Source organism: Bacillus sp. 7884-1 (genome assembly GCF_002272245.1).
GTDB lineage: Bacteria > Bacillota > Bacilli > Bacillales > Cytobacillaceae > Neobacillus.
Window position 1 is genome coordinate 1 of record NZ_NPDD01000114.1, and the last position, 13,137, is coordinate 13,137.

At 38.5% G+C, this 13,137-nt stretch carries 13 protein-coding genes; 12 read left to right on the forward strand and 1 reads right to left on the reverse strand.

All coding sequences use genetic code 11. The features are described from left to right. Nucleotides 1-115: 115 nt before the first annotated feature. The 11 genes from CHI06_RS14170 to perR all read left to right on the forward strand — a co-directional run bounded on the left by CHI06_RS14170 (nt 116) and on the right by perR (nt 11,550). Nucleotides 116-1,813, forward strand: coding sequence for a CocE/NonD family hydrolase (locus CHI06_RS14170; RefSeq protein WP_095249210.1), 1,698 nt, complete (start codon nt 116-118; stop codon nt 1,811-1,813). Nucleotides 1,814-1,835: 22 nt separating this feature from the next. After that, complete coding sequence (locus tag CHI06_RS14175) at nt 1,836-2,786, forward strand: MBL fold metallo-hydrolase (protein WP_095249211.1); 951 nt, start codon at nt 1,836-1,838, stop codon at nt 2,784-2,786. A 16-nt stretch (nt 2,787-2,802) separates the two neighbouring features. Beyond that, the gene (locus tag CHI06_RS14180; RefSeq protein ID WP_095249212.1) at nt 2,803-3,498 is read left to right on the forward strand and encodes a 3-oxoacid CoA-transferase subunit A; all 696 of its coding nucleotides are present in this window, start codon (nt 2,803-2,805) and stop codon (nt 3,496-3,498) included. Then, nucleotides 3,491-4,174, forward strand: a complete 684-nt coding sequence (locus CHI06_RS14185) for a 3-oxoacid CoA-transferase subunit B (RefSeq protein ID WP_095249213.1) — start codon at nt 3,491-3,493, stop codon at nt 4,172-4,174. The genes CHI06_RS14180 and CHI06_RS14185 overlap by 8 nt, the downstream gene beginning before the upstream one ends. Beyond that, on the forward strand, nt 4,171-4,926 hold the full coding sequence (locus CHI06_RS14190) for a GntR family transcriptional regulator (protein WP_095249214.1): 756 nt from the start codon (nt 4,171-4,173) through the stop codon (nt 4,924-4,926). The genes CHI06_RS14185 and CHI06_RS14190 overlap by 4 nt, the downstream gene beginning before the upstream one ends. Nucleotides 4,927-5,057: 131 nt before the next feature. Beyond that, nucleotides 5,058-6,158, forward strand: a complete 1,101-nt coding sequence (locus CHI06_RS14195) for an FAD-dependent oxidoreductase (RefSeq protein WP_095249215.1) — start codon at nt 5,058-5,060, stop codon at nt 6,156-6,158. A gap of 115 nt (nt 6,159-6,273) precedes the next feature. Beyond that, nucleotides 6,274-7,200, forward strand: a complete 927-nt coding sequence (locus tag CHI06_RS14200) for an alpha/beta hydrolase (RefSeq protein WP_095249216.1) — start codon at nt 6,274-6,276, stop codon at nt 7,198-7,200. Nucleotides 7,201-7,432: 232 nt separating this feature from the next. Continuing rightward, the gene (locus tag CHI06_RS14205; protein ID WP_095249217.1) at nt 7,433-8,680 is read left to right on the forward strand and encodes an MFS transporter; all 1,248 of its coding nucleotides are present in this window, start codon (nt 7,433-7,435) and stop codon (nt 8,678-8,680) included. 98 nt (nt 8,681-8,778) lie between these two features. Then, entirely contained in the window at nt 8,779-9,777 is a 999-nt protein-coding gene (locus CHI06_RS14210; RefSeq protein WP_095249218.1) for an MBL fold metallo-hydrolase, read from the forward strand. A gap of 674 nt (nt 9,778-10,451) precedes the next feature. After that, nucleotides 10,452-11,006, forward strand: coding sequence for a cob(I)yrinic acid a,c-diamide adenosyltransferase (locus tag CHI06_RS14215; protein ID WP_095249219.1), 555 nt, complete (start codon nt 10,452-10,454; stop codon nt 11,004-11,006). A 106-nt stretch (nt 11,007-11,112) separates the two neighbouring features. Continuing rightward, a complete protein-coding gene (gene perR, locus CHI06_RS14220; protein ID WP_095249220.1) occupies nt 11,113-11,550 on the forward strand; it encodes a peroxide-responsive transcriptional repressor PerR in 438 nt (145 codons plus the stop codon). 33 nt (nt 11,551-11,583) lie between these two features. On the opposite strand, the gene CHI06_RS14225 is transcribed toward perR, so the two are convergent. After that, nucleotides 11,584-11,934 carry a YgzB family protein gene (locus CHI06_RS14225; RefSeq protein ID WP_095249221.1) on the reverse strand — a complete coding sequence of 117 codons (351 nt, stop codon included), beginning with the start codon at nt 11,932-11,934 and terminating at the stop codon, nt 11,584-11,586. Between the two features lie 149 nt (nt 11,935-12,083). Between CHI06_RS14225 and CHI06_RS14230 the strand changes: the two genes are divergently transcribed. After that, nucleotides 12,084-12,959, forward strand: coding sequence for a nucleotidyltransferase-like protein (locus CHI06_RS14230; protein WP_095249222.1), 876 nt, complete (start codon nt 12,084-12,086; stop codon nt 12,957-12,959). The last annotated feature ends 178 nt before the right edge of the window (nt 12,960-13,137 follow it).

The window sequence follows — 13,137 nt, forward strand, 5'->3', positions numbered from 1 at the left end:
AAGGGTCTTGAAGACAAAACGTGTTGAAAGTCCAAAAGATTTGTCATCAATAAAAGGTTACATCTTCCAGATCAATAAAATTACGTAGAAGGACTAAACAGAGGAGTTGAAATAAATGAGAATTATTAAGGATGTACGTATTCCTATGCGCGATGCCGTACATATTGCTGCTGATATCTTCCTTCCTGATGGAGCAGCCAAAGTACCGGCATTACTTGCGCTTAGCCCGTATGGAAAGGAACTGCAAGCACAAGCGTTAACATTACCTCCACAAGCACGTCCAAGTCATCTTTGGAACGGTGCCATCGAGGCTGGCGATATCCGTGCTGTTGTCGAACGGGGCTATGCTCATATTATCGCTGACGTACGTGGTACAGGACACTCAGAAGGTCAGATGTGCGGTAACTACAATTCAGGCGGACATGGAGACGGTAAAGATATCTATGACCTCGTTGAATGGATGGCTGAACAGGATTGGTGCGATGGCAATATTGGGATGATTGGTATTTCATACTTTGCCTCCGTTCAAATTTTAGGTGCAGCAGAACAGCCGCCACATTTAAAAGCAATCTTTGCTAACGGCGGTCACTTCGATCTTTATGAACTTTGTTATCACGGCGGTATCATGTGGTTAATGCCTCGTGCTTCTCGTGAAGGACGCGGAGGTGACAGCGGTAACGCATTTAATAACGTAGCAAGTAAAAGCTCGAAAGTATTCTCTCCAGGAGAGCTTAAAGAAAAAACACAAGAGCGCTTAAACGATCCAGATATCGCACATTGGTCGGATTTTGTTCACCTATTGCATTATCAAGACCGTCACGAATTATGGATGGATTACTTATTAAATCCACTTGATGGACCATTCTGGCAAGAAAACAGTGCTATACAAGTGGCACACAAAGTTACAATCCCAACATACTTCCAAGCAAAATGGGGCCGCGGTTGGAACGTTGAAGGTACAATCGAATGCTTCCATAAAGTAGCAGGCATAAAAAAGCTTGATATCCAAGCACTGCCGCCAATGCTAGAGCGTCCATTCCATGAAAATCATGATGAAATGTTCCGCTGGTATGATTATTGGTTAAAAGGCATTGATAATGGCATTATGGATGAACCAACTGTGCAATTTTCTGTAGAAGGTTCTAATAAATGGCGTAAAGAAGGTCATTGGCCTTTGCCAAATGAAGAAAAGAAAGAGTTCTATCTGCGTCCTCGCCACAAAATTAGCGAGAAACCTGAGCCATTAACATCTGAATATGCACATCCGGATGGCTTCTACCAAGCACCATTAACCGTAACAACAACATCAGAAAAGATTAAATGGACGAGTGATAAATTCCTAGAGCCTGTAGAGATGACAGGTACAGGAGCTATATATATTCATGTAGAAATCGATACCGATGATACAAACTTCATTGCTAAGCTTTACGATGTAGATCCAAATGGCAAACGTACGTTAATGACATCAGGTTATTTAAAAGCATCTCATCGTGAACTAAATAAAGATAAATCAACTTACGGTGAACCATGGCACCCACATAACACTGTGGTACCAGTAACACCTGGAGAAATTAACGAGTATGCTATCCGCTTATACCCATTCTCTTTCTTAATAAAATCAGGACATCGGATTGAATTAGATCTTGCATGTAACGAACCACTGGATGAAGAAGATGCAAAATTATTACCCCCGGATAGCTATCACTTACCAAGTGGTCGTGCAACAACACATAAAATCTATCGTGACCGAGATCACCCATCACGTTTAGTATTGCCTGTAATTCCTAAACAGTACGACGTTACAAATAAGTAACAAAGGAAAAGAGGTGAACAACATGACAAGTGCTGTACGTGTTATACCGATTGAGTGTAAATTTGGTCCAATTTCCGCATTTGCCTATTATATGGACACACCGGAACCAGCAATTATCGATACAGGAGTTAGTATCTCTATTATTCAAGATATAGAGCCAACTTTAGCTGAACATGGTATCCGCATAGAAGATATTCGTTGGATATTACTGACGCATGGTCATGTCGATCATCTCGGAGGAGCTTATGAAGTATGGGAAAAAACAGGACGAAACGCAAAAGTCGTGATTCCCAAAATTGAAGCTCGACTTTTGCGTGATAAGAATGAACAAATTGTTGATTACAAGTCGCTACAAGGAAAATACATCACCGATCCAGCCATACAAGAAAAACATATCGCAATGCTAACAGCAGATATTGGCGGCAATATCGAACCGAACTTGGAGGTAGTGGAGGGTGATTCCATCCTCTTAGGAGCTGATATTACGTTAAGAGTGGTTGAAACTCCAGGTCATTCAATCGGTTCTGTGACCTTTGTATTGGAAGGCTTAGATTGGGCATTTGCAGCAGATGCTGTTCAAATTTATGGAGGTTTTAGTGGGTTGCCAACGATTGAGGACCCAACTTTATATCGCAAAAGTGTACAACGTTTGCTAGAAGAAATTCGTCCTAACCGATTATTTTTAGGTCATCCATTCCGCAATATAAATGGAGAATTGCAAAGTGCACAAATCGAAGGTGAGCTTGTTACCACATTGTTACAAGCAAGTCTTGATATGGATGCCAAATTAAGTGATTTGGTGAAGCGCCATTTATCGAATGAACTTCCTGCCCAACAGCATGAACTGTATGGACCGTTTGAATCAATAGCTAAAGAGATTGGCTATACAGGTGATCCACGAAACCTGCCTTGCGCGTTATTTGTTACCATGAATGGTTACTATGAAGAACTTATTCGTTTGCATATTGAATGAGAGGAGGAACATTTAAATGATCCAGAAGAAGTATGAAAATACAGCAAAGGCAATTGCCGATATACATAATGGAGCAACTTTGCTTGTTGGTGGATTTGGGGGAAGCGGACTGCCTTCCCACCTAATAGCTGTCCTTGTAGAGCAAGGAGCTAAGAACCTGACCGTTGTATCCAATAATATTGGTGCCGTTAGTGATGGTGTTGCTGCACTAATCAGCAATAATCAAGTAAAGAAAATTATCTGCTCTTTCCCAGTGGGTCCACACGCTGATGATTTGATTGCCCGTCTTCAGAATGGCACGATCGAGTTAGAAATTGCACCACAAGGAACATTAGCAGAACGTATTCGGGCAGGCGGTGCGGGGGTTCCAGCATTTTACACACCGACAGCAGCCCACACTGAACTTGGGGAAGGCAAGGAAACGCGTATCTTCAATGGTCGTCTTCACGTCTTAGAACAAGCTATCATAGGTGACTTCGCTTTTATCAAGGGACATAAAGCTGATCGCTGGGGAAATCTTGTTTACAATAAGACACAGCGCAATTTTAACCCGGTAATGGCGACAGCAGCGAAGATTACAATTGCCGAGGTAGATGAAATCGTAGAAGTCGGAGAATTGGATCCAGAAAACATTGCCACACCGAGCGTCTACGTACATCGTTTAATAAAATTGGAACCTCAAAGAGAAGGGAGGGTGTTAGTAAATGAGTAATGAACAGAAGGTTGGATGGTCAAAGATAGAGTTAGCAACTCGAGTAGCGCAAGATTTAGAAGATGGATGGTTTGTAAATCTTGGTATTGGTATACCGACACTTGTGGCCGATGTCATTCCTGAAGGACGGGAAATTATTCTCCATAGTGAAAATGGACTTCTTGGGCTGGGGCCAAAACCTGAACCAGGGGAAGAGGATATGGACCTGGTTAATGCAGGTAAGGAACCAATTACATTAAAACCAGGCGGCTGCTTTTTCTCACAATCAGACTCATTTGCGATGATCCGCGGCGGCCACCTTGATGCAGCCATATTAGGCGCATTCCAAGTCTCAATGTATGGCGATCTTGCTAGTTGGAAACTCCCTAACAAACCGCTTGGACGTGTTGGAGGAGCGATGGATTTAACGGTCGGTGCAAAGCGAGTATTCCTCTGCATGCAGCATACGAGCAAGGGAGTCCCGAAAATAGTTGAGGAATGCACCTACCCACTGACTGCACCTCGTTGTGTAAATCGTATCTATACAGACCTTGCAGTAATTGACGTGACAGATGATGGTCTTGTCGTACAAGAACTAGCTCCTGGTGTTACGTTTGAATACCTGCAGGAGAATACTGCTGCACCGCTTAAGATTCTTGAGACCAGACTTTCAAAAGGAGATTCTGCGCAGCAATGATTAAGCACGACAATAGGTTAACCATAGATCGCAGCTCATCGGTGCCCCTTTATAAACAAATCAAGGAAATCTTGATTGAGGAGCTGCACGCTGCTAATGGTGAGTCTGGTCGCCCCTTCAGAACCGAGCAGGATCTTGTTCAGCGCTTTCACGTGAGCCGGGCACCTGTTCGCCAGGCACTGAAGGAGCTTGCTGATGAAGGGTACGTTTATCGAGAGCGGGCGAGGGGAACATTCCCTGTTCAGGAACTCCCAGTCCGCCCCCCGGGGTTAGAGTTAGGAGGACTCGTTGGATTCCTTCGTGATCAAGGCTTAGATTGTACTTCGAAAATATTAAGTGTTGGACAGGTGTTAACGACAGAGAAACTGTGTACACTCCTCGGACTTGAGTCGAGTGATAAGGTCTTAAGAATCTCCCGTTTAATCATACTTAAAGAGAAACCATTGGTATGGTCACAAACATATTTATCACTCCCAAAGGATTTTCTACCGACTAAACGCGAGGTTGAGAAGGTGGATAGTGTCTTCGTGCTCCTTGAAAGAGAACTAGGTATTAGCATTTCACGAGGTGATCACCAAATTTGTGCTTCAAGCGCTGCCAGTTTGGAGGCAGAGCTTTTGGGTATCAATGACGGGGACCCTGTTCTCGTAATAGAGACAAAGTTGTACACGCGTAATGATAGACTCATAGGCTGGAGAAGGGCTGTTCATAGAGCCAATGACTATAAGTTTTCTTTCACTGTTAATCGTTGAGATTTTATCTTGGCTATTAAAAAAGAAAGCGATTAAATTCATCTTCATTAACAATGGTGGGAACTGCAGTAGGATTTGCTTTGGTAAGAGGAAAAACAAATATAAATTAATAGTCCAGGAGGGAAATGTTTATGAATTCAAAGTCAAATTTAAGAATTGCTATTCTCGGTGGAGGTATTGGTGGCGCATCAACGGCAGTAGCTTTACGCCATGCAGGATTTAATGTCAATGTCTATGAGCAAGCAGCAGCTACAACAGAGGTAGGTGCAGGTATAGGTTTACGTCCGCCTTCCATCCATTATTTCAAGAAATGGGGCCTTTTGGAGGAAATCGAGAGAGTAACCCATAAAAGCGTCCAAATAGAGATCCTTTCAGATCAAGCGGAAGTAGTACTAAAGGAACAATGGCCAGCATTAACGGATGATCCAAATGAAAAATGGGCGAGATTGATTCATCGTGCAGACTGTCTCGACACGTTAATTAATGCAATTCCATCTGAGTTTCTCCATTTGAATCACAAATGTAAAAACATCGTTCGCCATGGAGATTATGCAGAAATTGAGTTTGAAAACGGTGTCAAAGTGGAAGCTGATTTGGTCATTGGTGCGGATGGTATTCGTTCCCTAACTCGTACGCTATTTTTCAGCCAAGCTCAGCCGGTTTTCCACCATTACCATGCATATCGGGCACTTGTAAATGAGGAAGAAACATATGGATTGGCAACTGAAGACACACTCCGAATTATTGCGGATGATAAAGTTAATATCTATTTGCTGCCGTTAAAATATCGTAAACAAGTTTCCGTTGATATTACCGTACCACATAGCGATCCGACTGGAAGGCCGAACGTACCGAAAGAAGATATGCTTAGAGAGTTAAAGAATTACCATCCTGATCTCCAAAAGATTGCTGAAAATGTAGATCATTGGGATATTCGTGCGCTATACGATATCGATCCAATCAACCAGTGGAGCAATGAATGTATCACTTTGCTAGGGGATTCTGCACATTCGATGCTTCATAACCAAGGCCAAGGGGCAAATATGGCTATTCAAGATGCAGGTGTATTGGCTGAATGTTTACTAGAAGCTGATTCCGTCGCAGAAGCTTTACAAAAGTATGAGACTCTAAGAAAGCCAGTCTGCCATTTATTTCAAAATTTATCTCGTCAGTTCCATAGTGCCAAGGAAGAAACCTTTTTCCCTGAAAAAGAATTCTTTGAAAATGCTTAAGTAAAGTGTTGTAAAACTAATATTCAAACAAATGTCTGAATATTAGCCAGGATTAGAATATTCTGTCCCTTATTTATCAAATAAGGGACAAATTGAAATACGGAGGTTATCACAGATGCCTGTACATCCAGAGATAAAAAAAATTTTGGATTTCATTCCACATTCCGAATCTAAGCCAAAAATCATTCCAGAAGAACATAGAAAAATGTTCGATGCACCCGTTTTACCGGTTGAGCAGCGTGTTCAGGTTTATTCAGTTGAAGAAAGAACCATTCCTACTGTTGAAGCGGATATTCCAGTCAGAATATATACGCATGAAGAATCAGATTCTTATCCACTTCTGATGTATTTCCATGGTGGAGCATTTATGTCAGGTAATTTAGAAAGTCATGATGAAGTGGTTCGCCCGATTTGCAAAGAATCAGGCTATAAAGTTATTTCTGTGGGTTATCGTCTTGCTCCTGAAGATCCTTATCCAGCAGCATTAGTAGATTGCTATAATGTTACAAAGTGGGCAACAGAACATAAAGACGAATTAAAATGGGATGGTAAGAATCTTGCTATTGCTGGAGATAGTTCTGGCGGTAATTTAGTTGCTGCAGTTTCTCTTATGGCTCGTGATAAAAAGGAATTTACTATTACGAAGCAAGTATTGTTTTATCCATCCTTAGACCTCGACTTTAGTGAATTTCGTTACCCTTCACTAGTGGAAAATGGAAAGGGCTATTTCGTAGAGAGCGATCAATTAGCAGAAATTAACTCCTTCTATCTATTAGGGAATGTGGATACCGATAATCCGCTTGTATCACCGATACGAGAGGAAAATTTAGAAAACCTTCCGGCAGCTTTTGTCATTACGGCAGAATTTGATCCATTTAGAGATGAAGGGGAACTATTTGCGGAGAAGTTAAAAAAATGTGGTGTAAAAGTGAAATTAAAAAGATATGAAGGGGCGACACATGGCTTTTTAGGTAAATTCACACATCTTGATGAATATAAAGATGTTTACAAACTAACAGCTGATTTTTTAAGCTCCAAGTAAAAAATATTGATATGTTAACAGATTTTTTGTATGGAAGTGATCATCGTGTTAAAACCAGGCACATTATGTTAGATCACTTCCATTTGTATGTAATTCTTTACCACTGGCATTTTTAAACGGGAGCATCACTGGTATAGTCGCAACATGTTAGACAGAATAAAACCGCCAAAAATTTTCTTAATATTCAGAATGGTATTTCGAAATAATGATTTTAGGAAGGGTGTTTTATTTTATGAAAAATAAAAAATTTTGGACATATGAAAATAAATTAGTTGTAATTGTCTTCTTCACAATCGGATTCGTATTCTTTGACCGTCTAGCAATTAACTACCTATTCCCAATGATTTCTGTAGATTTAGGACTAAACTACACGCAATTAGGATTACTTGGAGCAGCTCTTGCATTAACTTGGTCAGTATCTGGACCATTAGGGGGATTCATTTCAGATAAAGTTAAGAGTAAGAAATCGATGTTAGCGGTTTTAGTTTTGGCATTTTCAGTTGTTTCATTAATGCACGGTTTAGCACAATCATTTGCAATGTTATTCGTACTACGTCTACTAATGGGTATTGTAGAAGGTCCGCTGATTCCGCAAACACAATCTATTTTAGCAATGGAATCGTCAGAGCGTCGTAGAGGATTTAACTTAGGTTTCACCATGAATACCAGTAACGCTTTATTCGGCAGTATTTTAGCGCCTGTAGTAATCGTTGCCTTAGCAACAAATTTTGACTGGTATACTGCATTTTATTTGACGATAATACCAGGGGTTATTTTAAGCTTTGTCATCCTTAAATCTGTAAAGAATCCAGACCCAGTGAAATTCCATGCTATGTATGCTACAAAATCGACTGAAAAAATTAAAGTTAAAGATGTTCTTAAGCACCGTAATATTTGGTTATCAGTTGTTATTTTCAGTTTAGTGATGACAACACTTATGGCATTCCAAATTTTTGGACCAACCTATTTGGTACAAGCAAAAGGTTTATCTGAAACAACCATGAGTTTCGTAATGGCCTCATTCGGGGTAGGGTATGCAATCTTTGGTTTCTTAATTCCAACACTTTCAGAGCGAACTGGTCGTAAACCAGCTTCATTAGTTTCTGGCTTTTTACTTATACTCATTCCACTATCTATCGTTTTCGTGGATTCAATTCCATTAATGATGCTTCTTTTATTCATCGGTTCGGCTGGTTCTGGTGTAATTGGTATGTCGATGTCCGTTATTCCAGTTGAGTCCGTTCCATTACAATACTCAGGACTTGCTATCGGTTTAACAATCGGTATTGGTGAGTTAATCGGTGGATTCTTAAATCCAATGATTAATGGTGCTTTAGCAGACATGTATGGGATTCAAACACCATTATACGTAGCTGCTGCTGCAGGTGCTCTTGCATTCCTATTTTGTTTCCTCTATAAAGAAACAGCACCAGCTAAAGTTGAATCAATTCCAAATGTTGATGCTAGTGTCCGAGTATAGTTTTTAACACAAAACCCGCCTCTTTTTGGCGGCGGGCATATTTTTTGTCTTCTTACAATTTCAATGAAAAAAATCAGCTATAGAAGGAGTCGTATATATTGAACCGAAAATTAATATTCTTTGTTTTAGTATTAGTTATGATAATTAGTGGCTGTGGTCAAAGTGAATCAGCTTCTGCTGATAAAAAACCTCAACAAAATAAAAGTGATAGTGCTCAAACTAGTTCCTCCACAGGAACCCGCTCTGTTTTTGAAACAGTCCCTAAAGGTTTCCGGGTCGTGATAGTTGGATCTGGGAATCCAAAGACTGAGGTTGGCCGTGGAGCTCCAAGTACATTAGTTCAATTTAAAGATAAATATTTCTTAGTCGACAGCGGTGCTAATACGACTAGTACTTTATTAAAGCTTGGTCTGCCTGCGGAAAAAATCACAAATATGTTGTTTACACATCAACATGTGGATCATAATGGGGACTTTTGGAACTTTTTTATTGATGGCTGGCAAGGACCTACTGGAAGACGTTCCCTGAATCTAATCGGGCCTCAAGTCCAAGAACTATATGATACTACTGTTAATTTTTTCAAGACAGATTTAGAGTATCGTGCTGGTTTGGGTTGGCCAAAGGATGGAATTTTAACAAATGTTACTATTAATGATTTTAAAGAGGATCAATATAAATTTGAACTTGATGGTGTGAAAATTTCATCCATCCCTGTCCCACATACTGTTCCAACCTATGCCTATCGTTTTGATGCAAAGGGGAAAAGTGTAGTGGTTTCAGGTGATTTAACATATTCTGAAGAATTTGCCTCTTTTGCAAAGAATGCAGAAATTCTAGTGTTTGATGGAATGTTAACGAGTGATTTCTCATTTGTACCCGAACAAGCACGTGAGAATTTAAAGAATGGTTTAAAGCAATCGCATGCCACCATAGAAGATCTTGCCAAAATGGCAGCCGATTCAAAGGTGAAAAAAGTTGTCTTAACTCATATTGGTCTAGGCAATGTAGATGTGGAAAGTATCTCTAAAGTATTTTCAGATGCAGGTTTTAAAGGGGAAATTATTGCTGCTGAGGATGGCCTTGTGATTAATCCATAAATCTAATTATAAGTAACAACTTAGCCCGCCTCTTTAAGGAAAGAAGTGGATTAAGTTGTCTTTACTATTGAGGGGGGATATTGTGTATAAAAAGAACAATATAAAAGTATCCCTGTTATCGTTCCAGCTGCCAATAGATTGAAAAGTTATAACTTTTACTTGGTTAAAAATGAACATTCCTTAATTTTAATTGACACTGGATTTAACAATGATGATTGCTGGGATCTTACAAAGGATCTTGAAAATTAATGGTTTTACATTAGCTGATATCACTGGAATTCTAATAACGCACCGAGCAAATACATATACATAATCAAATCGGGAATTTCAACAGCAAGTGGTATTGCCCAATTAAGATATAACGATAGATATGAAAAACAGTTTTTCAGCATTATGTCTCAAGTGATTGGTTATCTTGATTATCTAGAATTTCAAGGGAAAATTAAAAAGGAAATGGAGAAGGAAATTTGGCATTATTATATATAGCCTATTTTGTATAGAAAAGGCATTTGTCCAATGCAAACAACTGTAGATTGAATATCATTTTATTAGGGCATACCTCCTCAGATAAAACTTGTTGGGTCGATTATCGACCCTTTTTTTATTAAATTATTACCATTGGTTACTTACATATATTAGTATTAAGATAAATCAACTTTAATGGGGGAAATATAATGAAGATTTATACAAAAACTGGTGATAAAGGAACGACATCTTTAATTTATGGACAAAGGGTTGCAAAAAACGACTTGCGGGTAGAAGCGTATGGGACCTGCGATGAAACGAATTCAATGATTGGACTTGCATTAAGTTATATAAATGGTGAATCTTTTCAAAAGAAAGAATTAATAGAGAATGTGTATCATAAAATACAAACAAATCTGTTTCATGTTGGTGCAGAACTGGCTACACCAAAGGGAAAGGAAGTAAAGTGGTCTCTTAATCCAAGTGATATTGAAGAAATGGAAAAACATATTGATGAATTAAATGAATCACTCCCCGCATTGACTAATTTTATCTTGCCTGGAGGACATCCAGCTGGTGCTGCATTCCATGTTGCCCGGACTATGGCAAGAAGGGCAGAAAGATGTGCTGTTTCTCTGGGAGAAGATGTAAATCCTCTTGTTTTAGCATATTTAAATAGGCTGTCTGACTTGCTATTTGTAACAGCTCGATTTGTAAATCATGTACTAGGAATTACAGAGCAAACGTTACACAAGGAAAATTAATAAACATTTGCTTCATTATGATATAACAATATTGACAAAAGTATTAATTCCTTAGTAAACTAATTATAACAATTATAATTTAAGAATATTTGTGGAATAGAGGTGCATGGCGATGAACCAGTTAAAAGAAGCATTGGATACTTTAAAGGAAACGGGAGTACGTATAACTCCACAACGTCATGCGATACTTGAATTTTTAATAAACTCGATGTCACATCCTACTGCAGATGATATTTATAAAGCCTTAGAAGGGAAATTCCCTAATATGAGTGTGGCAACAGTTTACAATAATTTACGAGTATTTCGTGAAGTAGGTTTAGTAAAAGAATTAACATATGGTGATGCTTCGGCACGCTTTGATTTTGTCACATCTCACCATTACCATGTGATTTGTGAGAGCTGTGGAAAAATAGTTGATTTCCATTACCCCGGATTAAATGAAGTAGAACAACTTGCTTCACATGTAACGGGATTTAAAGTGAATAATCATCGAATGGAAGTTTACGGTACATGTCCTGAGTGTACGAGTAAAGAAGTACATTAACACAGCAAAAAAGCCGATTATGAAAATCGGCTTTTATTTTTTTGATTTTTTATTATAGGATTCATCAAATTCTTTGCCTACTAGGGCAGGATCCAGGGTTATAGGTTCTCTACAATGCATACACATATCTACTCTTCCAAGCATTTTTGTGTGTTTTCCGCAAGTCGGACATTTTACTTGTATCGTCCTAGTTGATAACATCCCAATCCAAAAATAAACAACTGTGCTAGCAATAATGAATAAAAGTCCTATTAGCATGAAAATGGTCATAACAAGTGGAGAGTTACGAAAATAAATTCCACCATACATAACAATAAAACCAATAAATATTAAGGATAATGCAAAACTACGGATTTTATTTATCTTACTTGAATATTTAGCCATAAATTCTCCTCCTAGACAAACTATACCATATTTACATCTCGTGAAAAAATGTTATGTTAAAGTATGTCGAAATTTGTCTCCTTAATAAGAAGGAGATTTATTATTACTGTCGAACATATAGTTTATCGAAAATTATGGAGGAATGATGAATGAAAGACATTCTTCGGCCCATTTATCAGGAACGGGCTAGTCAATCCAATACACTTGGAGTATTGATGGTAGAAAAAAGACATAAATCAAGCCATACCACAGACACCTTTGATGTAATACTTTTAATTATTGTAAAAGAGGGAGAGCAGCCATTATTAATAAAGCACTATACTTATAATGATAGCAAGGCGGCAATGCACATCGTCACAGAGGGCCAATTAAATGATTGGCTTCTATTAGGCACGAATCGGAAAATATTTGAATGGCTTCAAAATGCAAAGATTTTGTTTGATCGAAATGAATATATAGAAAATCTGAAAACAGAATTACGTGAATTTCCTTTTAATGGCCGTAAGATAAAAATGGGCTTAGAATTTGCAAAGCTGATTAGACGGTATATCGATGGAAAGGCGCTCTTTGAAAACAAACAATATCTAGACGCATATAATTATGTTGTTCATTCTTTACACCACTTAGCAAGACTTGCTGTGATTGAAAATGGTCTTCATCCGGAATTAACGGTTTGGCAGCAGGTAAAACAGATTGAACCGGAGATTGTAAAATTATATGAAGAACTTGTTAATAGTGAAGAGGCGATTGAAAAAAGGCTGGAGTTACTCTTTTTAGCCAGTGAGTTTATGATTCATTCTCGAACTAAAGTGGGTTGTGCTCATCTTTTAGAAGTTCTAAGTACAAAGGAATATTGGACTTTCAACGAGATTCAAAATGAAAAAGATTTAATTCCTTATTCTGTAGATTTGGCCGTTCTGATTGAGTTCCTAATTGAAAAAGGATTAATAGATGTTGTTAGTCTTGATACAAAGGGACATGGGATATTTCACCGATGTTATCAGGTGAGTAAAAAAATATCGTAAAAAAACAAAAAACCTATTGACCTTTTTTGAGATACTTGTTATATTAATAACCGTCGCTGCGAACGAAAGACTTCAAGTACTTCGCAAATGACGGTTATATTTTTTTGAAAAATAATATTGACACTGTAAATTAAGATGTGTTATATTATAAAAGTCGCTTACGAGCGAAGATGATAAT